This window comes from Rhodococcus zopfii NBRC 100606 = JCM 9919 (assembly GCF_001895025.1).
Classification (GTDB): domain Bacteria; phylum Actinomycetota; class Actinomycetes; order Mycobacteriales; family Mycobacteriaceae; genus Rhodococcus; species Rhodococcus zopfii.
This window is the reverse complement of sequence record NZ_BCXI01000010.1, coordinates 17,946-42,839: the sequence shown is the minus strand read 5'-3', so window position 1 is coordinate 42,839 and position 24,894 is coordinate 17,946. Positions and strand designations below refer to the sequence as shown.

The window sequence follows — 24,894 nt, the reverse complement described above, 5'->3', positions numbered from 1 at the left end:
CGCCTGTTCGTCGAATCCGTTTCTCGGCTGCGACCATACTCCGCGGCCGAAGGGCACGACGGCCGTACCGACCCCATCGGGCTGTGTACGTGAACGTCCGTTGCGGGTGGGGTGGGGCGAGCATGCGGGTCAGGCGCGACGAGCTCGGACAGCCTCGGCGAGACGGTCGAGCTGGTCGGCGGTCGTCGCCCAGTCGATGCACGCGTCGGTGATGGACTTGCCGTACTCGAGCTCGTCGGCCTTGCCGAGGGTCAGATCCTGACGACCCGCCTCGATGAAGCTCTCGAGCATCAGGCCGACGATGCCCTTCTCCCCCGCCACGAGCCGCTCGGCGATGTCGGCGACAACGTCGACCTGCTTCTCGTGGTTCTTGCTGCTGTTGCCGTGGCTGGCATCGACGACGACCCGCTCCGGCAGACCCGCCTTGCGCAGGCGAGCGAGGGTGTCGGCGACGGTCTCGGCGTCGTAGTTCGGGCCGCCGCTGCCACCGCGCAGGATGACGTGGCAGTCGGGGTTGCCGGCCGTTTCGATCAGCGCGGTGTTGCCGTCGAGGTCGGTGCCGGGGAACACGTGGCTCGCACCGGCCGCGCGAGTGCCGTCGACCGCGACCTGCACGTCGCCCTCGGTGGAGTTCTTGATACCGACGGGCATGGACAGCGCCGAGCACAGCTGGCGGTGCACCTGGCTGGCGGCGGTACGGGCGCCGATCGCGCCGTAGGTGACCAGGTCCGCGTAGTACTGCGGCAGGATCGGATCGAGGAATTCGCAGCCGACGGGCAGACCCAGGCTCGACACGTCCAGCAGCAGCTTGCGGCCGATCCGCAGGCCGGTGTTGATGTCGTACGTCCCGTCGAGGTGCGGGTCGTTGAGCAGACCCTTCCAGCCCAGCGTGGTGCGCGGCTTCTCGAAGTAGACACGCATGACGATGTGCAGATCGTCCCGCAGTTCGTCGGCCTTCGCAGCGAGGCGGCGCGCGTAGTCCATCGCGGCAGCCGGGTCGTGCACCGAGCAAGGTCCGACGACGACGAGCAGGCGGTCGTCGGAGCCGTCGAGGATGCCGACGGTGTCGGCGCGACCCGAACGCACGGTCGCGGCAGCGACCTCGTCGGGGGCGTGCGCGGCGCGCACGACGGACGGCGCCACGAGGGGGCTGATCCGCACGGTGCGCTGCTCGTCGAGACTGGAAGTCGAGATGCTGTCGATCTGGGTACTCATGGGGTTCGGTTTCCTGTTCTCAGGCCGACCCTCGAGAAAATGAAATTCCAGCGAGCCGGTCCGTGTCCGGCTCGTAGGTGGAAGAAGTCAGCGCTCGGTTACGCCGACCGGCCCACCCAGGGCCGGCCTACTAAACCAGAAATATGCGCGCTGCATGATGACGAGGGTAGCAGAACCTTTCGCACCCGTCGGACCCGGCTCCCTATCCACGTGGGCCCGTGGGCATGACTACGCGCCCGAACGTCGTGCTGAGTACCCCGGCAGCGGAGGTGTACCACGCGGCGACGGCAGCGGCGAGTCCGAAGTAGCCACCGACCCTCGTCAGGCCGGTTTGCTCCAGGAGCGCTCCGAGAGTCAGGAAGATGAAAGCGATGAGGAGTACCGAGAAGGTGACGAAGAGGGCGTTGCTGACCTGGGTACTGGCGAACCACATGTAGGCGGTGAAGATGGTCCAGGCCAGCAGAAAGATTCCCACCCCGATGTGCCTGTCGGCGCCCATGTCCTCGGTGGCGTAGGTGACCAGGTACCAGAAGCTCAGCCAGAAGGCGCCGTACGAGCTGAAGGCAGTCGCCCCGAAGACGTTGCCCTTGAGGAATTCCCACATTCCGGCGGCGAGCTGGGTGAGACCGCCATAGAACAACGCCACCCCGAGGACGGCAGCTTCCGCATCCGCCGAGATGAATCCGGCGTTGGCGCAGGACAGGATGAACGTGGTGAGGGCAAAGGCCGCCAGACCCAATGGCCCGGGGTCGGCGATGTGAGCGCCTCTGTGAACGGGGACGGCGATTTCGTTGGGGTCGTCTTCGGTGTACGGCATCCGCCGGCTTCTTTCTGAGGAGAAAGGACCCGGCACAGGCTCCCGGGCCTCCTTCGGATGATTCGAATACCTTCAGTGTGCGCCTCGGCAACCGGCGTGCGCCTGACAACGGGAAGCCACTTTCTGTCGGCGACCGTGTCGTGATCCGGGCCGGCGGATGGTTTCCCACGGGCGGTCCGGTCGACTACCGCACAGCGGCAGCTTCGTGCACATATGGTTCACCCGGCCGGGGGTTCGGGCCTGCACTCAGGACACTCACCGGACCCGACCCGTGCGCGGTTTCGGTAGCCGCCGCTACCGAAACCGCGCACGACCAACGTACGGAGCCAACCGCACGGAATTACGGATCACAGTGCGCGACGCAGGAACTCAACGACGTCGCGGGCCGCGGTGTGCGCCGCGGGCGCCACGCCCGGCAGGGCCGCGAAACCGTGGATCGTGTCGGGATAGTGGTGGTGTTCGGTCGCCACCCCCGCCGTCCGCAGCGCGTCGGCGTAGCGGAAGCCGTGGTCGCGCAACGGATCGTGCCCAGCGGTGAGGATCAGCGCGGGCGGCAGCGAGGCGTGCGAGGCGGCGCGGATCGGCGATGCCTGCCAGTCCTCGGTGCCGTAGCCGTCGCCGAGGTAGAGCCGTCCGAACGTCCGCATCTGCTTCGACGTGAGCAGCGGCGCGTGCGCGTGGGCCGCCTCGGACGGCCACCGCTCGTACATCTCCACCGCCGGATAGACGAGCACCTGCGCGCGCAGTGCGGGACCACCGGCATCGCGGGCGTGCAGGGATGCGACAGCGGCGAGGTTCCCGCCTGCGCTGTCGCCCATGACCGCGATCCGGTCCGGATCCCCGCCCAGTTCGGCGGCGTTCGACCGCACCCACTGCAGCGCCGCCCACGCGTCGTCGACGGCCGCCGGGTAGGGATGTTCGGGGGCGAGCCGATAGGTCGGGGACACGACGATCGCCCCGACCTGTGCGGCGACCCGACCCGCTATCCAGCGGGACTGCTCGGGCGATCCGAGGCACCAGCCGCCGCCGTGGTAGTTCACCACGATCGGACGGGGTCCGGTGCCGGCCGGTGTGTGGATGCGCAACCGGATGCCGTTGTCGATGTGCCGGTCGGCCACGGCGACCCCTGCGGCGTCGGTACCGACGACGAGCCGTCCCGGCGGAGAGTCGATCAACCGGGCCCGACGCGCCCGCAACGCGACCATCTGCGGCCCGCCGGACGGCTCGCTGGCCAGGACTCGCAGGACGGCACCGAACAAGCGGGTGCGGGCCGGCAGCGGCGTGGTGGGGATGTGCTCCATCCCGTGAATATAGGAGGTGTGACCGTCCAGCGAGTTCATCTCGCTTCCTTTTCGCTGTGCGGCAGGTATCTGCCTCGTCGAACCTGTTACCGATCCGACCCTGCTTCTTCCTGCGGAGGGTTGTATAGTCGCCGCTGCGAGCGGTTCGCCGTGCCTGTCGTGAGGAGCCCCGAAGACAACGCACGTGCGTCGAAGCACCCTGTCGGGTGCGAGAGGGAACCCGGTGTGAATCCGGGACTGTCCCGCAGCGGTATGCAGGAACGACCGCCGTCATCAGCACTGGGACCTCGCCGGTTCCGGGAAGCGACGGCCAGTAGGTTCCCGTCCGGACACGGACGTGGAGCGCCTGCGAGTCCGAAGACCTGCCGATCGTGTCGGACACGCCGTGTCCGACGGTATGCCACCTCGTGGAATGGGTGCGCGACCTGATCGGCGAATACTTCGAACCGGGTTCGAAGCAGGGGCTCGTATCGGTGATTCGTGCGCTCGTCGGGTGGCAGGCCATCAGCGACGAATACCGGAGAAACCACCCCCTGATGTCTGTATCGACAGCACCTTTCACGGCCACCGTGCTCGGCTCGGCACGTATCGGCCCCAACCGTGAACTGAAGAAAGCGATCGAGGCCTACTGGTCCGGCCGCCTGGAGCGACCGGGTCTCGAAGCGGTCGCCGCGCAACTGCGCGCGGACACGTGGTCCAGGCAACGCTCCGCGGGCCTCGACTCGATCCCGGTCGGCACGTTCTCCCTCTACGATCACGTGCTCGACACCGCTTTCATGCTCGGTGCCGTGCCCGAGCGAGTCGCCGGCATCCCCAACGACCTCGACCGCTACTTCGCGGCCGCCCGCGGTACCGCGTCCGTCGCACCTCTCGAGATGACCAAGTGGTTCGACACCAACTACCACTATCTGGTGCCCGAGATCGGGCCGGACACTGTGTTCCGGCTCGACGCCACCCGTCTGCTCGCGGAGGTCGCCCAAGCCCACACGCTGGGAGTACCGGCACGCCCGGTGGTGCTCGGCCCGATCACATTCCTGAAATCGAGCAAGCCCGTCGACGGCCAGGGCCCGCTGCTCGACCGGGTCGACGAGCTGGTCCCGCTGTACGTGTCTCTGCTCGGCCGGCTGCGCGACGCCGGAGCCTCTTGGGTGCAGATCGACGAACCGGCCCTGGTCACCGACCTCGACGACACAGATCTCGATGCTGTGACCGTCGTGTACCAGCGGCTCGGTGAGGTCCGGCATCGCCCGGCGATTCTCGTCGCTTCCTACTTCGGGCAGCTCGGCCCGGCCCTTCCGCGACTTGCCCTCACGGCGATCGACGGAATCGCGGTCGACCTGGCCAGTGGTTCTGCGGATTCGCTCACCGATGTTCCGGAGCTGGCCGACAAGCTGGTGGTTGCCGGCATCGTCGACGGCCGCAACATCTGGCGGAACGACCTGGAGCAGTCCCTCACGACCCTCATCGGGCTGCGGAATACGGCAGCAACAGTGGCGGTTTCGACGTCCTGCTCCCTGCTGCACGTGCCGTACACCGTCGTCGCCGAGACCCGGCTGGACAAGTCGTTGCGTTGCTGGCTGGCGTTCGGTGCGGAGAAGGAACGCGAAGTGGTTACGCTCGCGACCGCACTGAGCGACGGGCGTGACGCCGTCGCCGACGCGTTGGCCTCCTCACGAACTGCCGCCGCGGTGCGACGGGGCGACCCGCGTCTCCGGAATGCCCAGGTCCGGGCAGATCTCGGCGTGGTCGGCCACCATCGCGGCCGCAGCACGCCGGCGGCCGAGCGTCGCGGCGTCCAACAGGCGCGTCTCGGATTGCCTGTCCTGCCGACCACGACGATCGGCTCGTACCCGCAGACGTCCCGGATCCGGATCGCTCGCGCGGACCTGCGGGCCGGCCGTATCGAACAAGCCGAGTACGTGCACCGGATGCGTGCCGAGATCGACGACGTCATCGCCTTGCAGGAAGAGCTGGGTCTCGATGTCCTCGTGCACGGTGAGCCCGAACGCAACGACATGGTGCAGTATTTCGCCGAGCAGCTCGACGGCTTCTTCGCCACCGACAACGGGTGGGTTCAGTCCTACGGCACCCGATGTGTGCGACCGCCGATCCTGTACGGCGACGTCACCCGCAACAGCCCGATGACCGTGGACTGGATCACGTATGCGCAGTCACAGAGCGCCAAACCGGTCAAGGGCATGCTCACCGGACCGGTGACGATCCTCGCCTGGTCGTTCGTGCGCGACGACCAACCGCTGGCCGACACCGCCGACCAGGTTGCTCTTGCCATCCGGCAGGAGACGATCGACCTCGAGAATGCCGGCGTCGACATCATCCAGGTCGACGAGCCGGCGCTGCGCGAGCTGCTGCCGTTGAGAGCCGCGGACAAGGATGCATACCTCGAGTGGTCGATCGGCGCATTCCGGCTCGCGACATCGGGTGTCCGCGACGACACTCAGATCCACACCCACCTGTGCTACTCCGAGTTCGGTGAAGTGATCGACGCGATCGCCCGGCTCGATGCCGATGTCACCTCCATCGAGGCGGCCCGATCACACATGGAGATCCTCACGGATCTGGACGCCGCCGGGTTCGACCTCGGTGTCGGCCCGGGTGTGTACGACATCCATTCACCGCGAGTTCCGAGCGTCGAGGAGATCGCGTCGCTGCTGCGCAAGGCTCTGATTGCGGTTCCGGCCGAGCGCCTGTGGATCAACCCGGACTGCGGGCTCAAGACCCGCGGACCGGCGGAAGTGAAGGAATCACTGGCGAACATGGTCGCTGCGGCCAAGGCCGTGCGCGCCGAAATCCTGTGACGGACACGCGATGAACCTGTGGCCCGGACCGGCCTGTCGGTCCGGGCCACAGGTGCGGCCTGTGAGGATCAGCGTCTCGCGCATTCCCGGCCGCGGACAGCAACAGCGAGCTCAACGTGGGCGGACTGAAAGATCGAGCGATTCGTCTCGGCCCGAATCGAATTCGACAGTCCGGACCGAACCGAGGCGCCAGACGGTGAGTGACGCCACTCCGGGGTGCTGCTCGGTGATCGTCAGGCCACGACGGACCTCTGCGGGACGCCTGTGTACTCGCTGAGTGGACGAATCAGCGCATTGGACTGGCACTGTTCGATGATGTGCGCGGTCCACCCCGTGATCCGACTCATGACGAAGATCGGGGTGAACACCTCGATGTCGAAGCCCATCAGGTAATAGGCCGGCCCCGTGGGGAAGTCGAGGTTCGGCTCGATGCCGGTGGCATCACCCATGGTCGTCTCGAGAATGTCGTACATCCGCACCCACTTCTCACCACCGGTGTGTGCGGCGACGTCGAGGAAGGCCTTCTTCATCGTCGGCACCCGGGAGTCACCGTTCTTGTACACCCGGTGACCGAAGCCCATCACCTTCTCCTTGCGGGAAAGCTTGCCGCGCATCCATTCCTCGGCGAGTTCGGGTTCGCCGATCTCGAGCATGTCGTGCATCACGGCTTCGTTCGCACCGCCGTGCAGGGGACCCTTGAGGGTGCCGATCGCGGCGGTAACAGCGCTGTAGATGTCCGACAGGGTGGAGGTGACGACACGAGCGGCGAACGTGGAGGCGTTGAAACTGTGTTCCGCGTACAGGATCAGCGACACCTCGAACGCTTTCACGATCTCGGCGTCCGGCACCTTCCCGAAGCACATGTTCAGGAAGTTCTCGGCGAACCCGAGCGAGTGGTGCGGAGCGATCGGGTCCAGGCCGCGACGGCGCCGATGGTCGGCCGCGACGATCGTCGGCAGCACAGCCATCATGCGAAGTGCCTTCTCGCGATTCGCTTTCGGATCGTTGTCCCATTCCTGCGGATCCTCGGCTCCGAGGAAGCTGATCGCGGTGCGCACCACATCCATCGGATGGCAGTTCTCGGGCAGCTTCGCCACGAGAGCGAGCAGGGACCGGTCCGCACGGCGATTCGCGCGCTCGCGCTGACAGAACAGTCCGAGCTGGGAGTCGGTGGGCAGTTCGCCGTTCCACAGCAGGTAGGCGACCTGTTCGAAGCTGCAGTTCGCTGCCAGCTCCTGGACCGCGTAGCCGCGGTAGGTCAGCGAGTTGGTCTCGGGCACCACCTTGGAGATCGCGGTGGTGTCGACGACGACACCGGCCAGGCCCTTGTAGATGGTGGGGACGGCGGCTTCGGTCATCGCGGGGGTTTCGGTCATCACTGGCTCCTCGAGAGAGTGAAGTTGAAGACTCCGGAGTCGAACTCGTTGTAGCGCTCGTAGTCGAGCAGTTCGTACAGCCGTGACCGTGTCTGCATCTGGTCCACGACGGTCTCCTGCGTGCCCTCCTCGTGGATCACCCGCAGGCCCTTCTCGATGGCGCCCATCGCAAGACGCAAGGTGGTGACCGGATAGATCACCGCGTTGTAACCGATCGCCTCGAGCACCTGCGCCGGGATCAGCTGCGACTTGCCAAACTCGGTCATGTTCGCCAGCAGCGGAATATCCACTGCCGCACGGAACTTCTCGAAATCGGCGTGGGTGTGCAGCGCCTCGGTGAAGATCATGTCCGCGCCGGCATCCGCGTACGCACGTGCACGGTCGATCGCGGCGTCGATCCCGTCGATGCCAGCGGCGTCGGTGCGTGCACAGATCACGAAGTTCGGATCCCGCCGCGCGGACACCGCGGCGCGCAGCCGCCGGACCATCTCGTCGGTCGGCACGATCGCCTTGCCGTCGAGATGCCCGCAGCGCTTGGGGTTCACCTGATCCTCGAGGTGCAGACCCGAGATGCCCGCGTCCTCGAAGACCGTCACGGTGCGAGCCGCCGACATCGGCTCACCGAATCCGGTGTCCACGTCCACCAGCACAGGCAGATCGGTGGAACGCGCGATCTGGGCACTGTGCGCCGCGACCTCGGTGAGTGTGGTCAGACCGATATCCGGCAGACCGAGAGCGGCCGAGAACGCGCCCCCCGAGACGTAGACGCCCTCGAAACCGATCTCCTGGATCAGCTTGGCGGTCAGCGGATTGATGGCGCCCGGGAGCCGAGTGATCTTCTCCGAGATCAGCGACGCACGGAAGGCACTGCGCTTGTCGGCCGCGGAGGTCGTGGCGGAGATGAGACCGGACATGTCAGAACAACCCCTTCGGCGACTTCGGTGCGCGGGCGAGAACCTCGTCGGACACGGTGAACGTGAGCTGGTTCAGCTCGCCGGCCTTCAGCTCGGGGGTGCGTTGCGCGGCGTCGAGGAAACGGTCCTGCTCGGCCGGTGCGACGACCCCCTCGGCGAGGGTGCGGAACTTGGCGATGTACTGGTCGCGGGCGAACGGCCGCGCGCCCAGCGGATGCGCGTCGCCGATTGCGAGTTCGTCGACGATCACCTCACCGCTCCTCAACGTGACCTCGGCGCGAGCGCCGAACGCCTTCTCGTCGGGATCGGTCGAGTGGTAGCGGCGGGTCCACTCGGGGTCCTCCGCGGTGGAGATCTTGCGCCACAGGTCGATTGTGTCTGACCGCTGCGCACGCTCGGGCGCGTAGGAGCGCTCGTGGTGCCAGGTGCCGTCCTGAAGCGCGACGGCGAAGATGTACATCACCGAGTGATCGAGCGTCTCGCGGCTGGCCTGCGGATCGAACTTCTGCGGATCGTTCGATCCGGTGCCGATGACGACGTGGGTGTGGTGGCTGGTGTGCAGCACGATCGACGCGATCTGGTCCAGGTCGCCGATGCGCTCGCGCATCCGGCGGGCCAGGTCGATCGGTGCCTGGCTCTGGTACTCGGCCGAATGCTCCTTGGTGTAGGTGTCGAGGATGGACCGTTTGGCTTCACCCGGACCGGGCAGCGGCACATGGTATTCGGCATTCGGCCCGCCGAGCAGCCATGCGATGACACCGTCCTCGCCTTCCCAGATCGGCGACGGCGCTCCCTCGCCGCGCAGCGCCCGGTCGACGGCCTCGACGGCCATCTTCCCAGCGAAGGCCGGCGCGTAGGCCTTCCAGCTCGAGATCTCGCCCTTGCGCGACTGACGGGTCGCGGTCGTGGTGTGCAGTGCCTGGCCGATCGCCTGGTACACGGTGTCGGTATCGAGGCCGAGCAGGGAACCGATGCCGGCGGCGGCGGCGGGTCCGAGGTGGGCGACGTGGTCGATCTTGTGTTCGTGCAGGCAGATCGCACGCACCAGGTCGACTTGGATCTCGTAGCCGGTGGCCAGACCGCGGATCAGGTCCGCACCGCTGCGGCCGGTGTGCTGTGCGACGGCAAGGATCGACGGGATGTTGTCGCCCGGGTGCGAGTACTCCGCCGCGAGGAACGTGTCGTGGAAGTCGAGCTCGCGCACCGCGACGCCGTTGGCCCACGCCGCCCACTCGGGCGAGAAGGTGCCGCCGACACCGAACACAGTCGAACCGGGGAGGTAGGGGTGCGCCAGAGCCTGAGCGCGAGCGTTGGAAACCGGACGCCGTGTCAGCGACGCCGCCGCGACCGCGGCGTTGTCGATGATCCGGTTGACGATCATCTCCTCGGTCTCGTTCGGTACTTCGACCGCATCGGTGGCGACCTCGGCGATCTTCCATGCGAGGTGTTCGTGCTTGGGGAACTCTTCGGCGGAGCGATGAGTGCGGACAATGTGGGTTTTCACTGCGAACCTCCAACAGACAACTGGGCTGTTTTGCAGGTTATGCACACCACGTGGGCTGGAAAATGCCTTGCACATGGGGATTTCTGCGGATCCAACCCTGTGAATTTGCAAAAGCTGTGAAAGCCGGAATTGCTAGATTCCGCATATGCAGAAGATGTACGCCGGTGGCCGGCTGCGCCGCTTGCGCGAGGAGCAGGGGCTGACCCAGGTGGCCTTGGCGCAGTGCCTCGGGCTGTCCACCAGCTACGTCAACCAGCTCGAACACGACCAACGCCCGTTGACCGTACCGGTCCTGCTCCGCCTCAACGCAGCTTTCGACCTCGACGTGGGTTTCTTCGCTGTCGACACAGACGCTCGTCTGCTCGCCGACCTGCAGGATGTGTTCGCTGACAACCCGGAGAGCGCAGATGTCACTACTGCCGAGATCGACGAGCTTGTGACACGGTTTCCCGCCGTGGCCAGGACTCTGGTCGGCATGCACCGCCGGCTGCGCGGGGCTACAGCGCAAGTCGAGCGGTTGTCCCCGGCCCACGAGAATGGCGTCGCAGGCGTTGCCTCCTCGATGCCGTACGAGGACGTGCGCGACTTCTTCTACGACCGGCGCAACCACATCCGCGAACTCGACGACGCCGCAGAACAGATGTTTCTGTCCCACAACCTCACGCTCGGTGGACTCGACCTGCAGCTTGCACGTCTGCTCCGCGACGAACACGACATCACCGTCCGCATCCGCACCGACGAACCTGACGCTCCCGGTCCGAAACGCACCTACGATCCGGCAGCCGGCACGATCAGCCTTGCTCGCCGGCTCACCCACGGGCAGCGCGCCTTTCAGCTTGCCACCCAGTTGGCATTTCTCACCCAAAATCACACCATCGACGCGCTCGTCGACACCGCAACCGATCTTCCGCCGCAGTCACGGCCACTGGCACGCATCGGCCTGGCCAACTACTTCGCCGGAGCGTTGCTCCTGCCGTACACGCCGTTTCTGCAGGCGGCCGAAGCGTTGAGTTACGACATCGACCTTCTGTGTGCGAAATTCGAGGTCGGCTTTGAAACGGTCTGCCATCGTTTGTCCACGTTGCAGCGGCCCGGTCGGCGGGGAGTTCCGTTCTTCTTCGTTCGTACCGACAAGGCTGGCAACATCTCGAAACGGCAGTCCGCCACGGCCTTCCACTTCTCGCGCGTCGGAGGCAGGTGCCCGCTGTGGATCGTGCACGACACCTTCGCGACGCCGGGACGCATCCGCACACAGATTGCGCAGATGCCCGACGGGCGCAGCTATCTGTGGATCGCTCGCACCACCGACGAACCTTCCATCGGTGGTTTCCGATCACAACCTCGCGGGTTTGCCGTCGGTCTCGGGTGCGACCTTTCTCATGCCCAGAAGCTCGTCTACGCCCGCGGCCTCGACCTCGACGATCCGGGCACCGCTGTCCCCATCGGTGCCGGTTGCCGTGTCTGCGACCGCGCCGACTGCGCCCAGCGCGCCTTCCCCCAGATCGGCAGACCACTCGCCGCGGACGAGAACCGCGCCTCGGCGATCCCCTACGTCCCGGACAGGCCCCACTGACCCCATCACGCCGCGGTACCGCCTCACTCTCGAACGAGACCATGCCCCTCGAACATCGAACTGCCCACCACCGGGACTCGCAATGGTGGGATCACGCTGCCTGCCTGTTCTACGGTCCGGCCCTGTTCTTCGGCCCGGACCACGAAACCCGAGGAGAGCAGCAGCGCCGCGAACGTGAAGCCAAACGCATCTGTGCAACCTGCGCCGTCCGCGAACACTGCAAGCAGTTCGCACTGACTACCCGACAACCTCACGGAATATGGGGCGGGACATCAGAATACGAGCGGGGTCGAGACTCGTCGACCTATTCGGTTTCTCACTCCGCCACAGCACGGAACCGACACGACCGACGATCGACAGGCTCGGGATCCCGGCCTGAGGCCACGACATCGAAAGGTGCCGAGCATGCGTGAGTGCCCCTCGCCCGAATCGGGCGAGGGGCACCATTGCGCGTGCGGCGGCTACCGGACGACGAGTTCGCCGTCCTCGACCGCGACCGTCACCACGCCACCTTCGATGAGTTCGTCGTCGAGCAGCAGGTCGGCAATGCGGTCGTCGACCTCGCGCTGGATGGCGCGGCGCAGCGGCCGGGCCCCGAACTCGGGCTGGTGGCCCCGCTCGGCGATCCAGTCGACCGCGTCGGCCGCGATCTCGAGCTCGATTCCCTTGGCCTGCAACCGGTCCCGCGACTCGTCGAGCAGCAGGTCGGTGATGCGGTGCAGCTGTTCGGTGTCGAGCTTGCGGAACAGCACGATCTCGTCGATGCGGTTGAGGAATTCCGGTCGCATCGATTCGCGCAGCCGGCCCATCACCCGGTCCCGCAGCGGCTTCTCGGCGGCTTCGGCGTCACCGGTGGTGAAGCCGAGCGCCCCACCACGGCTGGAGATGATGTCCGAGCCCAGGTTGCTGGTCATGATCACCACGGTGTTGGTGAAGTCGACCGTGCGGCCCTGGCCGTCGGTGAGCCGGCCGTCGTCGAGCACCTGCAGCAGCGTGTTGAACACGTCGGGGTGTGCCTTCTCGATCTCGTCGAGCAGGACCACCGAGTACGGGTTGCGCCGCACCTGCTCGGTGAGCTGACCGGCCTCGCCGTAGCCGACGTACCCGGGAGGGGCACCGACGAGGCGGCTGACGGTGTGCCGTTCCCCGAATTCGCTCATGTCGACGCGGAGCATCTTGTTCTCCTCGCCGAACAGCACCTCGGCGAGCGCCTTGGCCAGTTCGGTCTTGCCGACGCCGGTCGGTCCGAGGAACAGGAAGCTGCCGACGGGCCGGTGCGGATCGGCCATCCCGGCGCGGCTGCGGCGCACGGCCCGCGCGACCGCGCGCACCGCGTCGTCCTGCCCGACGACCCGCTTGTGCAGTTCGTCCTCGAGGCCGCGCAGCCGGTCCTTCTCGGCCTGTGTCATGCGGGTCGCCGGGATTCCGGTTGCCCGCGAGACGATCTCGGCGATCAGCTCGGAGTTCACTTCCGGTATGTCGGCATCGTCCGGCCCGGCGGTCCCGGAGTCGAGACGTGCCTGCACACCGGCGATCTCGTCGCGCAGACGCGACGCCCGCTCGTACTGCTCCGCCTTCACGGCCGCGTCCTTCTCGGCTTCGAGGGTCGTCAGGCGCTCCCGCAGCGCGGTGGTGTCCACGCGCGGGGTGCGCAACCGCAGCCGGGCACCGGCCTGGTCGATCAGGTCGATCGCCTTGTCCGGCAGGTGCCGGTCCGGCAGGTACCGGACGGACAGGTCCACCGCGGCTTCGAGCGCGTCGTCGGTGTAGACGACCCCGTGGAACTCGGCGTACCGGTCGCGCAGGCCGTGCAGGATCGCGACGGCGTCCGCGTGGGTGGGTTCGCCGACGGCGACCGGCTGGAACCGCCGCTCCAGCGCCGGGTCCTTCTCGATGTGCTTGCGGTACTCGTCGAGGGTCGTGGCGCCGACGACGTGCAGTTCGCCGCGCGCGAGCTTCGGCTTGAGGATGTTGCCGGCGTCCATGGCGCCTTCGCTGCCTCCGCCACCCGCGCCGACGACGGTGTGGATCTCGTCGATGAACACGATCAATTCACCGGACTGCGCGGTGATCTCGTCGAGCACGCTGGTCAGACGTTCCTCGAAGTCACCGCGGTAGCGGGTCCCGGCGACCATCGCGGTCAGGTCGAGCTGGACGATGCGCTTGTCGCGCAACGTGTCCGGCACGTCCCCGTCGACGATGCGCTGGGCGAGGCCTTCGACGATCGCGGTCTTGCCGACACCGGCCTCACCGACGAGCACCGGGTTGTTCTTGGTGCGCCGCGACAGGATCTCGACGGTCTGCTCGATCTCGTCGGCCCGGCCGATGACCGGGTCGATGTGCCCGTCGCGGGCGCGGGAGGTCAGGTCGACGCCGAACTTGTCGAGGGTCGGGGTGGCGGACTCGGCCTGCGGCGGCGCGGTGGCCGGCTGCAGGGCGGCCTGCAGCGACTGCGGGGTCACGCCCAGCGACGCGAGCAGCCGGCCCGGCCCGCGGGTGCGGTCGGCGGCGAGCGCGAAGTACACGTGCTCGGGGTCGATGTAGGTCGAGCCGAGCGCGCGTGCCAGCTGGTGCGCCTCGAGGAGCGCGGTCCGGACGGTGCCGCTGAGCACCGGCGCGGTCGCGCCGTCCGCGGCACCCGCTTCCGGGAGCCGTTCGTCGACGGCCGCGACGACCGCGGCGGGGTCGGCCCCGGAGCGGGTCATGACCGTCCGGGCGGGGTCCTGCTCCGCCATGACGCGGAGGACGTGCAGCGCATCGAGGTCGGCGTCGCCGCGTTCGGCGGCGAAACGGGCGGCAGCGGCCATGAGGTCCTGCGTGCCGCGACCGAGGAAACGGGTGATGTCGATGCGGCCAGGGCCACCAGGCCCGAAGAATGACGGCATTCCGAAGCCTTTCTAAGAAACTTGAGTCGTACGAACTCAACTAACGTGCGGAATACCCGATCAATTCCCGCGCATGCGTGATCTGTATCACCCATACGGTTGCGCCCGTCTATATTGCGCACAACACAACGGGGTACTACTTTGTTTCTCGTGTCCGACTTATCCGCCCTCGACCAGCAGGTCTGCTTCGCCCTCTACACGGCGTCGCGGGCCACCACCGCCGTCTACCGGCCGCATCTGGACCGCCTCGGCATCACCTATCCGCAGTATCTGGTCATGCTGGCCTTGTGGGAACGCGACGGTCGCGGCGTGCACGACCTGTGCGACGCGCTCGATCTCGACACGGGGACACTCTCGCCGCTCCTCAAGCGGCTCGAAACCGCGGGGCTGATCGAACGGCGCCGGCAGAGCACCGACGAACGCCGCGTCGTCGTGCACCTGACCGACGCAGGCACCGAGATGCGCTCGGCCGCGCAGCACATCCCGGAATGCATCGCCCGTGCGTCCGGGCTCGACATTCCGGAGCTGCTCGCGCTGCGCGACACACTCCACCGCATGACCGCGGCACTCCGCACCACTCCATCGACAACCGCATCACCGACACCAGGGAGCACAACATGAACGTCCTCTACACCGCCGAGGCTCTTTCCACCGGTGCCGGCCGAAACGGCAATGTGCGCACTTCCGACGGCCGACTCGACCTCGGGCTCGCCATGCCGCCGGCCATGGGAGGCTCCGGCGACGGCACGAACCCCGAACAGCTGTTCGCCGCCGGCTACGCCGCGTGCTTCCACTCGGCGCTGCAGCTCATCGCCCGCCAGGAGAAGGCCGACATCACCGATTCCGCAGTGGGCGCCCGCGTCGGCATCGGCCCGAACGACGACGGCGGCTTCGAACTGACCGTCACGCTCGAGGTGACCCTCCCGAACGTGCCGCGCGACCAGGCACTCGCACTGACCGAGAAGGCGCACCAGGTGTGCCCGTACTCCAACGCGACCCGCGGCAACATCGAGGTCGCGCTCGAGGTGGCAGAAGACTGACGCCTATGCCCCTACTGTGGTGAGTGTGTGCAGGCAGGACGAATCGCGGCTCGCGAGGTTCACGGCGACCCTCGGTTTCGCCCTCGACGATTTCCAGCTCCGCGCCTGCCGTTCCCTCGACGAAGGCCGGGACGTGCTGGTGTGCGCGCCCACCGGATCCGGCAAGACCGTGGTCGGCGAGTTCGCCGCGACCCTCGCACTCGCCGGTGCGGGCAAATGCTTCTACACCACGCCGATCAAGGCGCTGAGCAACCAGAAGTACAGCGATCTCGCCGCGCGGTTCGGCGACGACCACGTCGGCCTGCTCACCGGCGACCTCTCGTTGCATCCGCACGCACCCGTGGTCGTGATGACGACCGAGGTGCTGCGCAGCATGCTGCACGGCGACTCCCCGCTGCTCGATGGGCTGACCCACGTCGTGATGGACGAGGTGCACTTTCTCGCCGACCGCGACCGCGGCGCAGTGTGGGAGGAATCGATCCTCACCCTCCCACCGGCCGTCCGCCTGGTGAGCCTGTCTGCGACGGTGAGCAACGCCGAGGAGTTCGGCGAGTGGATCGGCCGGGTGCGCGGCCCGACGACCGTCGTTGTCGAGGAGCATCGGCCGGTCCCGCTGTGGCAGCACGTCCTCGCCGGTGGCCGGCTGTTCGACCTGTTCTCCCCCGTCACCGGCACCGTCGACGAGCAGCTCGTCCGGTACATCGCGCACCGGCAGCTCGTCGAGGCCGCACCCGCGGTGCCCGGTCGCGGACGCCGCCGTCGCCGCACCGCGACCCCGGGCCCCGCCGGCGCCGACCGCCCGGAGGTGGTGGCGCGCCTCGAGGCCGAGACACTGCTGCCCGCGATCTGGTTCCGGTTCAGCCGCTCCGGCTGTGACGCCGCCGTCGACGAATGTCTGCGCTCGTCGCTGCGGCTGACCGACGCCGGGGATGTCGACCGAATCCGCGCGGTCGTCGAAAAGCACACGGCGACAGTGCCTCCCGAGGATCTCGATGCACTGGGTTTCGCCGAATGGCTGGACGGGCTCGAACGCGGCTTCGCGGCCCATCACGCGGGAATGGTGCCGGTGTTCCGGCACGCGGTCGAGGAACTGTTCGGGCTCGGTCTGGTCCGCGTCGTCTTTGCGACCGAGACACTCGCGGTCGGGGTGAACATGCCGGCGCGCACCGTCGTGCTCGAACGCCTCGTCAAACCCACCGCGGACGGCCCCGAGCGACTCACCCCCGGCGAGTACACGCAGCTCACCGGACGCGCCGGGCGCCGCGGCATCGACACCGAGGGGCACGCCGTGGTGCTGTGGACTCCCGAGGTGCAACCGGCGACGGTCGCCGGTCTCGCCTCCACCCGCACCTATCCGCTGACCAGTTCGCTGCGCGTCGGCTACAACACGGCTGTGAACCTGGTGGGCCGACTCGGCGCGCCCGCCGCCCGCGACCTCCTGCGGCGCTCGTTCGCGCAGTTCCAGGCGGAGAAGTCCGTCGCCGCCCTCACCGCCGCGGCCCGGACCAACACCGCGACAGTGCACGAACTCGACACCGAACTCGCTGCCGCCGAGGGATTTGCGGAATACGTGGCGCTGCGCGACCGGCTCGTCGCGGCACGCGGCGTGACGACCCCGGACGCGGTCACGGCACTGGCGCGGGCGGTGCGGTCCCATCCGGTACACCGGCGCGGCGACCGCGACCGCCTGCTCGCTCTCGCGGACCGGCGTCGCACACTCGGCGCCGACACCGATGGGATGCGCGGCCGCATCGCGACCGTCACCGGCCGCCTCACCGACACGTTCGACGGCGTGCTGGCGCTGCTCGACGAACGCGGCCACGTCCTTCTCGATCCACACGGCGGGGACGCCCACGTCACCGACGACGGGCGCCGCCTGGCCCGGATCTATTGCACCAACGATCTTCTCGTCGCCGAGTGTCTCCGCAGCGGCGCATGGGCCGGTCTCGACCACGCCGAGCTGGCGGCGGTCGCGTCGAGTGTGCTCGGTGAATCACGCAGCCGCGTACCGGCACGGTCGGGGTCGGCCACCGCCGCGGTCGACGAGGCGCTGCGCGCGACCGGGCGAATGTGGGCGGAACTGGCGGGTGCCGAACAGCGGCTGGCGCTTCCGGTCTCACCCGAACCGGATCCGGTCGCGGTCGTCGCGATCCACCGGCTCGCGCGCGGCGACGGCCTGGCCGCCGCGATGCGCGCCGTCGACAGCGACATTTCGCCGGGCGACCTGTTGCGGCGCTATCTGCGCACCCTGGATCTGGTGGGCCAGACAGGTCTGTGCGAACGCGCCGCGCTGCCCGTGCCCGGCGCGTGCGCACCCGAAACCCCCACCGCGGAACTCAGGTGAGCGAACACAACTGCTCGGACAGCTCCCAGAACTGCCGCGCGACCGTCTCGTCGTGCGAGCGGGCGTTCGACCGCACCCGATGTGGATGACCACGGGTCTCGAACAGCGTGTCGGGTCCGTAGTATCCGCCGGGCACGACGTCGGGTGAGGTCGCCGCGTACAGCGACGGCAGCGCCCCCATCTCGGCGGACTGCCCGAGGAACGGGTTGCCGATCTTCATCACCAGATCCTGGAAGCTCTCGGTGTGCGACTGCAGGTTCGTCCGGGCGTATCCGGGGTGCGCGGCCAGCGACAGCACCGACGAAACCTGAGCGGTCAGCCGGCGCTGCAGCTCGTACGCGAACAGCAGATTCGCCAGCTTCGACTGCCCGTAGGCGAGCCAGCGCTGGTAGCGGCGGTGTTCCCAGTTGAGATCGTCGAGGTGGATCTGCCCGATCTTGTGGGCCGAGCTGGAGACGGTGACGACCCGCTCGGTGATGCGGTCGAGCAGCAGGTTCGTCAGCGCGAAATGCCCGAGATGATTGGTGCCGATCTGCATCTCGAAGCCGTCGGCGGTCCGGCGCAGCGGCACCGCCATGACCCCGGCGTTGTTGATCAGGACATCGACCTTCTCGACGCCCGCGGCGAACTCGCGCACCGATGCCAGGTCAGCCAGGTCGAGGCGCTTCACCTGCGCACGAGAGCCGATCGCCGCAGCGACGACCTCGCCCTTCTTCACGTCGCGGCACGCGAGGATCACGTCCGCGCCCGCCCCGGCGAGGGCACGTGCCGTCTGCTCCCCCAATCCGCTGTTGGCGCCCGTCACGACGACGGTGCGACCGTGCTGATCCGGAATGTCCCGTGTGGTCCAAGCGGTCATGGCGGCCACCCTACGCCGGACCTCCACCATCGACGACACGTGTCCGAAACATCTGGGGGATACGGTCGCCCGCGTTGCCGGCTCCACGCCCGGCGTCGGTGACGACGGCGTCCAGTTCCGTCCGAGAGGAGTCCGCCGTGCCACCACGCCCACGCTCTGCTCTGCTTGCGCAGTTCGACGTCGACGGTCCCGGCCGCCCTCAGCAGGCGATCCTGGACGAGCTACGCCGCGTGGTCCTGTCGGGCGCGGCCCCGCCCGGCACGGCGATTCCGGTCGGCGAGGTCGCGGACCTGTTCGGGGTGAGCCGGATACCGATACGGGAGGCACTCAAGACCCTCATCGGCGAGGGACTGGTTGATCACCGGCAGAACGGCGGCTACACCGTCGCACGGTTGACCGCGGCCGAGCTGCGCGAAATGTACCTGGTGCGGGAGACTCTCGAGACGGCGTCGCTGACCGCCGCGGTCGCGCACGCCACCGCCGCGGATCATGCGGCGGCACGCGCCAGCCACGAACGGCTCGAACAGGCCGTCGCCGAGAACGATCCGGTCGCCTACCATCGGGAGAGCCGGGTGTTCCACACTGCACTGACCACGCCGTCTCGTATGTACCGGCTGCTGCACATGCTCGAATCCGCGTGGAACATCACCGAACCCGTTCAACCGATGGTTCATGTGACCGCCGACCATCGTGCCGTTCTCCACGCAGATCACGGCCGCATGCTCGACAGCTTCCTCGCCCGCGACGTGCGGGGACTGCTCGCCGCGACCGAGGTGCACAATCGCCGGCTGGACTCGGCGATCGAGACGCTGCCGGTCGACACGGGCCTGTTGAACCGGGAAGATATACAGTTCGGGTAATACAGCGGCAACACGACGCCGATAGCGTCTTCCCCATCGGACGTCATCGTCGTTGCTGGCGTTCCGGACACACACCCTCACGCGGGAATTCAGCCGAGGCCTGTCGCCGACAACGGTTTCGGCACTTCTCCCCCGCCGATGTCCAGGAGCACACATGACCGATGTGATCTCACCACCCGCCATCTCCGCCGCCGGTTCGCCGTCCGCACCGCCGTATGATCCGCGGCTGACGAACGACGACCTGGCCCCGCTGAAGGATCAGCGGTGGGGGTCGTACAACATCTTCGCCTTCTGGATGTCCGATGTACACAGCGTCGGCGGGTATGTCACGGCCGGAAGCCTTTTCGCCCTGGGGCTGGCGAGCTGGCAGGTACTGGTGTCGCTGCTGGCCGGCATCACGATCGTCTACTTCTTCTGCAACCTCGTCGCCAAACCCAGCCAGGTGACGGGTGTTCCCTATCCGGTGATCTGCCGCAGCGTGTTCGGTGTGCTCGGCGCGAACATCCCGGCGATCATCCGCGGGCTGATCGCGGTGGCCTGGTACGGAATCCAGACGTTCCTGGCGTCGGCGGCGCTGGATGTGGTGCTCATCAAGCTGTTTCCGTCGCTGGCGCCGTATGCCGTCGTGGAGGACTACGGTTTCGCCGGTCTGTCCGCGCTCGGCTGGGTCAGCTTCCTGACGCTCTGGGTCCTGCAGGCGTGTGTGTTCTGGCGCGGCATGGAATCGATCCGCAGGTTCATCGACTTCTGCGGCCCCGCCGTGTACGTCGTGATGTTCCTGCTGTGCGGGTACCTGATCTCGAAGGCCGGATGGAGCGCGATCGATCTGAACCTCGGCACGGTGACCCACACGGGCCTGGATGCGCTGCCGGTGATGCTCGGCGCGATCGCACTGGTCGTCTCGTACTTCTCCGGTCCGATGCTCAACTTCGGTGACTTCTCCCGCTACGGACGCTCGTTCGCCGCAGTCAAGCGGGGCAACTTCCTCGGCCTGCCGGTCAACTTCCTGGTGTTCTCCCTCCTTGTGGTGATCACCGCGTCCCTGACCCTGCCGGTGTACGGCGAGCTGATCACCGATCCGGTCGAGACGGTCGCTCGCATCGACTCGACCTTCGCGATCGTCCTGGGCGCACTCACCTTCGCGATCGCCACGATCGGCATCAACATCGTCGCGAACTTCATCTCCCCGGCGTTCGACTTCTCGAACGTCAGCCCGCAGCGGATCAGCTGGCGGGCGGGCGGCATGATCGCCGCCGTCGGCTCGGTGCTCATCACCCCGTGGAATCTGTACAACAACCCGGATGTCATCCACTACACGCTCGAGACGCTCGGGGCGTTCATCGGCCCGCTGTTCGGCATTCTCATCGCCGACTACTACCTGGTCCGCAAGCAGCAGGTGATCGTCGACGACCTGTTCACGATGTCGGAGAAGGGCGCCTACTGGTACCGGAAGGGCTACAACCCCGCCGCGGTGATCGCGACCGTCGTCGGCGCCGTCGTCGCGATGATCCCGGTGCTGTTCAACGACGCCCCCGGCATGCACACGACCGCGCAGTACAGCTGGTTCATCGGTTGCGGACTCGGGTTCGCGGTCTACCACCTGCTCGCGACCCGCACCCGGCTCGCGGCGCGAGTACCCGAAAACCACTCCCCCACAGAGAAAGTCGCCTGATACACATGTTCATCAAGGTCATCAACCCGAACACCACGTGGTCGATGACCGCCACCATCGAGGCGTGTGCCCGGGCCGTCACAGCTCCGGGCACACGCCTCGCGGCGGTCAGCCCTCGGATGGGGCCGGCGTCGATCGAAAGCCACTACGACGAGGCGCTCGCCGTGCCCGGTGTCCTCGCGGAGATCACGCGGGGGGAACACGACGGCGCCGACGGCTACGTGATCGCGTGCTTCGGCGACCCGGGTCTGGACGCGGCCCGTGAGATCGCGACCGGACCGGTCGTGGGGATCGCCGAGGCCGCGATGCACACCGCGAGTTTCCTGGGCCGCGGCTTCTCCGTCGTCACCACCCTGGGTCGCACGACGGGCCGGGCCCGGGACCTGGCCGAACGCTACGGGCTGCGCGACGCGTGCCGGGGTGTGCACGCATGCGAGATCCCCGTGCTGGCGCTCGAAACCGATCCCGACGCTCGCAAGATCGTCACCGAGGCGTGCTTCGACGCCCTCGGCGCGGACGGATCCGACGCCGTCGTACTCGGCTGCGCGGGAATGGCGGATCTGTGCGCGCAGATTTCCGCCGACATCGGCGCCCCGGTGATCGACGGTGTCGCCGCGGCAACCCTGACGGTGCAGTCGCTGGTCACGTTGGGCCTCACGACCGGTAAGCGCGGCGAGTTCGCGGCGCCGCCGGTCAAGCCGTACTCGGGCCTGCTCGCGCCGTTCGGCCGCGCGGAGGGAACCCGGGGGTAGGCGATCCGCTCACCGCAGCATCCGTTCGATGGCATCTCGGGTGCCGTGCGCCTTCGCTGCGTAGGCCTCGAACAGGTCGGGCGTGACCCGGGACGACGGGCCCGAGATGCTGAAACACGCCCGCGCGGTTCCCGAACGATCGCGGAGCGCCACTGCGACCGCCGAAATACCTTCGTGCAAACCCTGTTCGGTGGTGGCGTAACCACGCTTGCGGATCAGTTCGATCTCTGCCCGCAGGGCGGCGGGATCCGTCTGCGTCCGCTCGGTGACCTTGACCGGCCCGGTCGCGAGGTAGGACGTGATCTCCCGGTCCGGAAGAGTCGCCAGGTACGCCTTGCCGGTGGCCGCCGCGTGCAGGGGCAGGCGGGTACCCAGCGCGAGAAAAGCGCGGAGCTGATGCGGACTGTCGAGTCGTTCGACGAGCACCAGTTCGTCGCCGTCGGGAACCGCGAGGTGGATCGTCTCACCCACCTCGGCCTGGAGCGCCGCCAACTCCGGGAGAGCCGCCTCGCGCAGATGATCGGTCGACGCGACGGCACTGCCGATCGTGAAGGCCCTGCCGGTGATCGACCAGCTCGAATCCGCCGGGTCTGCGCGCACCCAACCGGCCCGCTGCAGAGTTCTGAGGCAGCGTTGCACCGTGCTCTTCGGGATGTCGAGACCTCGGGCAAGCTCACTGACGCCGACGGGTTGGGACGCGGCGACAGCCTCGAATACACGCAGCGCCGTGAGCACGCTGTTCACCCTTGCCTCCTCAACGCCGTCCCTTGACGGGATCCGGACGCGCTTGTAGCTTCATCGGACCACACTGTAGCACAGTGTTCCACAATACGGCACAACCCGAAAGGTTGGAACCGATGCCCGCAACCCTGCTGACTGCGCTGTCCGAGGCACGGGACGATGCTGCGCCGCTGGTCACCGTCGGAGACGACACACTCACCCGCGAGGAACTGGTCGGGGCCGCCGCCGCGGTCGCCGATCGCATCTCCGGGGCCGAGCGAGTCGCCATCGACGCGCGCGCCGATGTGAAGACCGTCGTCGCCGTCGTCGGGTGCCTGCTCGCCGGTGTCGCCGCCGTGCCGGTTCCACCCGATTCCGGCGGACGCGAACTGCAGCACATCCTCGCCGATTCGGGAGCGGAGCTCTGGCTGGGCGATCCCCGGCCCGGCCTTCCCATTCCGTCCGTCCCGATCGATCCGAGCCGACGATCGGCCACGGTCCGGCCCGAACCACCGGCCGATGCTCCCGCACTGATCGTCTACACATCGGGCACCACGGGAGCCCCCAAGGGGGTCGTCCTGCCTCGGCGCGCGATCGCCGCGAGCGTGGACGGGCTTGCGCGCGCATGGGACTGGACTCCCGGGGACCGTCTGGTCCACGGGCTTCCGCTGTTCCACGTGCACGGTCTCGTCCTGGGTGTCCTGGGTGCACTGCGGATCGGCTCGCCGCTGGTGCACACGGTGCGCCCGACACCGGACCGGTATGCCGCAGCCCAGGGCACACTGTATTTCGGCGTGCCCACCGTGTGGTCCCGTGTGTGCGCGGAACCCGCTGCGGCACGGGCACTGTCGTCAGCACGCCTGCTCGTGTCCGGAAGCGCTCCGCTCCCGGTACCCGTGTTCGAGGATCTGGTTGCGCTGACCGGTTCCGCGCCGATCGAGCGGTACGGCATGAGCGAAACCGTCATCACGATCAGCACCCGCGTCGACGGCGAGCGCAGGCCCGGCTGGGTGGGACTACCCCTCGACGGGGTGCGCACACGGCTGCGTACCGAGAGCGGCGAACTCGCCCCGCACGACGGCGAGACGCTCGGCCAGCTCGAGATCGCGGGCCCGACGTTGTTCTCCGGTTACCTGAACAATCCGGTCAAGACCGCCGAAACGATGACACCCGACGGCTGGTTCAGGACCGGTGACATCGCCGTCGTCGACCGGGGCGGCTTCCACCGGATCGTCGGCCGGGAATCGGTCGACATGATCAAGTCGGGTGGATATCGAATCGGCGCGGGCGAGGTCGAGCACGCGCTTCTCGCCCATCCCGGGGTCCGCGAGGCCGCTGTGGTCGGCGAGCCCGACGCCGACCTCGGCCAGCGCATCGTGGCCTACGTCGTGGGCGACAACCCCGACACCACAGCGATCATCGACTTCGTCGCGGCGTCGCTGTCGGTTCACAAGCGCCCCCGTGAAGTCCGGGTGGTCGACTCCTTACCCCGCAACGAGATGGGGAAAGTCCAGAAGAAGGCGCTCCTCGCCGACTGAGCCGACCGATGGGAGGTACCCGGTCCGACCGGAGGACACGGCGAATCAGGATCGACGTCTGCGCGCCGGCGGCGAGACCTCCGGGTCGTCGTCCACTTCCGGTGCCGAATCCGCTCGGTCCGTGAACAGCACCGTCGGGTTGATCGTCGCCAGATCGCGGCTCGCCGCCTCGTACAGCCCGGTAAGAATCTGCATCGAGCGGATCGCGTGGTGCAGTTTCGTCGTCACATCCGTCAGTTCGGCGAGGTTGGAGGTCAACGAATGACGGCGCAACTCCGCATACCGGTCGGTGATCTCCCTCCCCGCGGGCGTGATCGCGAAGACCGACGACGTGCCCGACTTGCTCCGTTCGAGGAGCCCCAGGCTGACGAGTTTGCGCAGGTTGTACTGCAGATTGGGTAGATCGTCGCGGTTGGTGAGCTGAGCGATCGTGGCGGTGTCCTTCGGCCGCTCCTGCATCCTGACGACGTGCAACGCTACGACCTCGTTGAACGCCAGGTCGAGGTCGCCCGCGACGTGCACGGCCTGCACCGCGAAGCGTTCGAAGCCGCGCTGCACCTGAAGAACCGCGAACTCGAACGAGGTCATCGCTTCTTCGTAGGCGTCCTGCGCCAGATGCCAGCGACGACCCGCATCGAGTTCGGCGGCCTCGCCGGTGGCCGGTTGTTCGGCGGCATTCATCGATTGCGCGCGCTTTCTGTACTGGTC

Annotated in this window: 20 protein-coding genes and 1 riboswitch; of the genes, 10 read left to right on the top strand and 10 right to left on the bottom strand. The window is 67.6% G+C overall.

The window, feature by feature from the left end:
- Window positions 1–129 precede the first annotated feature (129 nt).
- The 3 genes from RZ1_RS06550 to RZ1_RS06540 all read right to left on the bottom strand — a co-directional run bounded on the left by RZ1_RS06550 (window position 130) and on the right by RZ1_RS06540 (window position 3,372).
- Window positions 130–1,215, bottom strand: a complete 1,086-nt coding sequence (locus RZ1_RS06550) for a 3-deoxy-7-phosphoheptulonate synthase (protein WP_072810300.1) — start codon at window positions 1,213–1,215, stop codon at window positions 130–132.
- A gap of 202 nt (window positions 1,216–1,417) precedes the next feature.
- Window positions 1,418–2,032: an acetate uptake transporter gene (locus RZ1_RS06545; RefSeq protein ID WP_072810298.1), complete on the bottom strand. Its 615-nt coding sequence runs from the start codon at window positions 2,030–2,032 to the stop codon at window positions 1,418–1,420.
- 347 nt (window positions 2,033–2,379) lie between these two features.
- Window positions 2,380–3,372, bottom strand: coding sequence for an alpha/beta hydrolase (locus RZ1_RS06540; protein ID WP_238071858.1), 993 nt, complete (start codon window positions 3,370–3,372; stop codon window positions 2,380–2,382).
- A gap of 134 nt (window positions 3,373–3,506) precedes the next feature.
- A riboswitch (cobalamin riboswitch) is annotated at window positions 3,507–3,714 on the top strand.
- 155 nt (window positions 3,715–3,869) lie between these two features.
- On the opposite strand from RZ1_RS06540, the gene metE reads away from it, so the two are divergent.
- Window positions 3,870–6,149 carry a 5-methyltetrahydropteroyltriglutamate--homocysteine S-methyltransferase gene (gene metE / locus RZ1_RS06535; RefSeq protein WP_072810628.1) on the top strand — a complete coding sequence of 760 codons (2,280 nt, stop codon included), beginning with the start codon at window positions 3,870–3,872 and terminating at the stop codon, window positions 6,147–6,149.
- Between the two features lie 233 nt (window positions 6,150–6,382).
- Here the strand turns inward: metE and RZ1_RS06530 are convergent, their stop codons facing one another.
- The 3 genes from RZ1_RS06530 to prpD are packed head-to-tail and all read right to left on the bottom strand — an operon-like array spanning window position 6,383 to window position 9,943.
- On the bottom strand, window positions 6,383–7,507 hold the full coding sequence (locus tag RZ1_RS06530; protein ID WP_072810626.1) for a bifunctional 2-methylcitrate synthase/citrate synthase: 1,125 nt from the start codon (window positions 7,505–7,507) through the stop codon (window positions 6,383–6,385).
- A gap of 17 nt (window positions 7,508–7,524) precedes the next feature.
- Window positions 7,525–8,439 carry a methylisocitrate lyase gene (gene prpB, locus RZ1_RS06525; protein ID WP_072810296.1) on the bottom strand — a complete coding sequence of 305 codons (915 nt, stop codon included), beginning with the start codon at window positions 8,437–8,439 and terminating at the stop codon, window positions 7,525–7,527.
- Window position 8,440: 1 nt separating this feature from the next.
- Window positions 8,441–9,943, bottom strand: a complete 1,503-nt coding sequence (gene prpD / locus RZ1_RS06520) for a 2-methylcitrate dehydratase PrpD (RefSeq protein ID WP_072810294.1) — start codon at window positions 9,941–9,943, stop codon at window positions 8,441–8,443.
- Window positions 9,944–10,088: 145 nt separating this feature from the next.
- Between prpD and RZ1_RS06515 the strand changes: the two genes are divergently transcribed.
- A complete protein-coding gene (locus RZ1_RS06515) occupies window positions 10,089–11,516 on the top strand; it encodes a short-chain fatty acyl-CoA regulator family protein (RefSeq protein ID WP_072810293.1) in 1,428 nt (475 codons plus the stop codon).
- Between the two features lie 41 nt (window positions 11,517–11,557).
- On the top strand, window positions 11,558–11,929 hold the full coding sequence (locus RZ1_RS31820) for a WhiB family transcriptional regulator (RefSeq protein WP_072810291.1): 372 nt from the start codon (window positions 11,558–11,560) through the stop codon (window positions 11,927–11,929).
- 48 nt (window positions 11,930–11,977) lie between these two features.
- Here the strand turns inward: RZ1_RS31820 and RZ1_RS06505 are convergent, their stop codons facing one another.
- Window positions 11,978–14,401 carry an ATP-dependent Clp protease ATP-binding subunit gene (locus tag RZ1_RS06505; protein ID WP_072810290.1) on the bottom strand — a complete coding sequence of 808 codons (2,424 nt, stop codon included), beginning with the start codon at window positions 14,399–14,401 and terminating at the stop codon, window positions 11,978–11,980.
- Between the two features lie 150 nt (window positions 14,402–14,551).
- On the opposite strand from RZ1_RS06505, the gene RZ1_RS06500 reads away from it, so the two are divergent.
- Genes RZ1_RS06500 through RZ1_RS06490 form a run of 3 tightly spaced genes read left to right on the top strand, consistent with a single transcriptional unit; the run spans window position 14,552 to window position 17,785 of the window.
- Complete coding sequence (locus tag RZ1_RS06500; protein ID WP_072810288.1) at window positions 14,552–15,022, top strand: MarR family winged helix-turn-helix transcriptional regulator; 471 nt, start codon at window positions 14,552–14,554, stop codon at window positions 15,020–15,022.
- Window positions 15,019–15,441: an organic hydroperoxide resistance protein gene (locus RZ1_RS06495; protein WP_072810286.1), complete on the top strand. Its 423-nt coding sequence runs from the start codon at window positions 15,019–15,021 to the stop codon at window positions 15,439–15,441. Before RZ1_RS06500 ends, RZ1_RS06495 begins: the two co-directional genes overlap by 4 nt.
- Window positions 15,442–15,466: 25 nt before the next feature.
- Window positions 15,467–17,785 (top strand): DEAD/DEAH box helicase, encoded by a 2,319-nt coding sequence (locus RZ1_RS06490; protein WP_072810625.1) that lies wholly within the window; start codon window positions 15,467–15,469, stop codon window positions 17,783–17,785.
- Here RZ1_RS06490 and RZ1_RS06485 read toward each other — a convergent pair.
- Window positions 17,778–18,644, bottom strand: coding sequence for an oxidoreductase (locus RZ1_RS06485; protein WP_072810284.1), 867 nt, complete (start codon window positions 18,642–18,644; stop codon window positions 17,778–17,780). The two genes, RZ1_RS06490 and RZ1_RS06485, sit on opposite strands and share 8 nt — an antisense overlap.
- 137 nt (window positions 18,645–18,781) lie before the next feature.
- On the opposite strand from RZ1_RS06485, the gene RZ1_RS06480 reads away from it, so the two are divergent.
- From RZ1_RS06480 to RZ1_RS06470, 3 genes are all read left to right on the top strand, one after another.
- A complete protein-coding gene (locus RZ1_RS06480; protein WP_072810283.1) occupies window positions 18,782–19,504 on the top strand; it encodes a GntR family transcriptional regulator in 723 nt (240 codons plus the stop codon).
- Between the two features lie 154 nt (window positions 19,505–19,658).
- Window positions 19,659–21,176 carry an NCS1 family nucleobase:cation symporter-1 gene (locus RZ1_RS06475; RefSeq protein ID WP_072810281.1) on the top strand — a complete coding sequence of 506 codons (1,518 nt, stop codon included), beginning with the start codon at window positions 19,659–19,661 and terminating at the stop codon, window positions 21,174–21,176.
- A 5-nt stretch (window positions 21,177–21,181) separates the two neighbouring features.
- The gene (locus tag RZ1_RS06470) at window positions 21,182–21,928 is read left to right on the top strand and encodes an aspartate/glutamate racemase family protein (protein WP_072810279.1); all 747 of its coding nucleotides are present in this window, start codon (window positions 21,182–21,184) and stop codon (window positions 21,926–21,928) included.
- Window positions 21,929–21,937: 9 nt separating this feature from the next.
- On the opposite strand, the gene RZ1_RS06465 is transcribed toward RZ1_RS06470, so the two are convergent.
- The gene (locus RZ1_RS06465; protein ID WP_072810278.1) at window positions 21,938–22,672 is read right to left on the bottom strand and encodes an IclR family transcriptional regulator; all 735 of its coding nucleotides are present in this window, start codon (window positions 22,670–22,672) and stop codon (window positions 21,938–21,940) included.
- Window positions 22,673–22,785: 113 nt separating this feature from the next.
- On the opposite strand from RZ1_RS06465, the gene RZ1_RS06460 reads away from it, so the two are divergent.
- Window positions 22,786–24,186: an acyl-CoA synthetase gene (locus RZ1_RS06460; protein ID WP_072810276.1), complete on the top strand. Its 1,401-nt coding sequence runs from the start codon at window positions 22,786–22,788 to the stop codon at window positions 24,184–24,186.
- A gap of 45 nt (window positions 24,187–24,231) precedes the next feature.
- Here the strand turns inward: RZ1_RS06460 and RZ1_RS06455 are convergent, their stop codons facing one another.
- On the bottom strand, window positions 24,232–24,867 hold the full coding sequence (locus RZ1_RS06455; protein WP_083583553.1) for a winged helix DNA-binding protein: 636 nt from the start codon (window positions 24,865–24,867) through the stop codon (window positions 24,232–24,234).
- Window positions 24,868–24,894 lie beyond the last annotated feature (27 nt).

Coding starts and splice junctions, on each gene's coding strand:
- RZ1_RS06470 (WP_072810279.1), top strand. CDS start 21,182: ATGTTCATCAAGGTCATCAACCCGAACACCACGTGGTCGATGACCGCC.
- RZ1_RS06485 (WP_072810284.1), bottom strand. CDS start 18,644: ATGACCGCTTGGACCACACGGGACATTCCGGATCAGCACGGTCGCACC.
- metE (WP_072810628.1), top strand. CDS start 3,870: ATGTCTGTATCGACAGCACCTTTCACGGCCACCGTGCTCGGCTCGGCA.
- RZ1_RS06530 (WP_072810626.1), bottom strand. CDS start 7,507: ATGACCGAAGCCGCCGTCCCCACCATCTACAAGGGCCTGGCCGGTGTC.
- RZ1_RS06550 (WP_072810300.1), bottom strand. CDS start 1,215: ATGAGTACCCAGATCGACAGCATCTCGACTTCCAGTCTCGACGAGCAG.
- RZ1_RS06475 (WP_072810281.1), top strand. CDS start 19,659: ATGACCGATGTGATCTCACCACCCGCCATCTCCGCCGCCGGTTCGCCG.
- RZ1_RS06495 (WP_072810286.1), top strand. CDS start 15,019: ATGAACGTCCTCTACACCGCCGAGGCTCTTTCCACCGGTGCCGGCCGA.
- prpB (WP_072810296.1), bottom strand. CDS start 8,439: ATGTCCGGTCTCATCTCCGCCACGACCTCCGCGGCCGACAAGCGCAGT.
- RZ1_RS06455 (WP_083583553.1), bottom strand. CDS start 24,867: ATGAATGCCGCCGAACAACCGGCCACCGGCGAGGCCGCCGAACTCGAT.
- RZ1_RS06460 (WP_072810276.1), top strand. CDS start 22,786: ATGCCCGCAACCCTGCTGACTGCGCTGTCCGAGGCACGGGACGATGCT.
- RZ1_RS31820 (WP_072810291.1), top strand. CDS start 11,558: ATGCCCCTCGAACATCGAACTGCCCACCACCGGGACTCGCAATGGTGG.
- RZ1_RS06505 (WP_072810290.1), bottom strand. CDS start 14,401: ATGCCGTCATTCTTCGGGCCTGGTGGCCCTGGCCGCATCGACATCACC.
- RZ1_RS06540 (WP_238071858.1), bottom strand. CDS start 3,372: ATGAACTCGCTGGACGGTCACACCTCCTATATTCACGGGATGGAGCAC.
- RZ1_RS06515 (WP_072810293.1), top strand. CDS start 10,089: ATGCAGAAGATGTACGCCGGTGGCCGGCTGCGCCGCTTGCGCGAGGAG.
- RZ1_RS06545 (WP_072810298.1), bottom strand. CDS start 2,032: ATGCCGTACACCGAAGACGACCCCAACGAAATCGCCGTCCCCGTTCAC.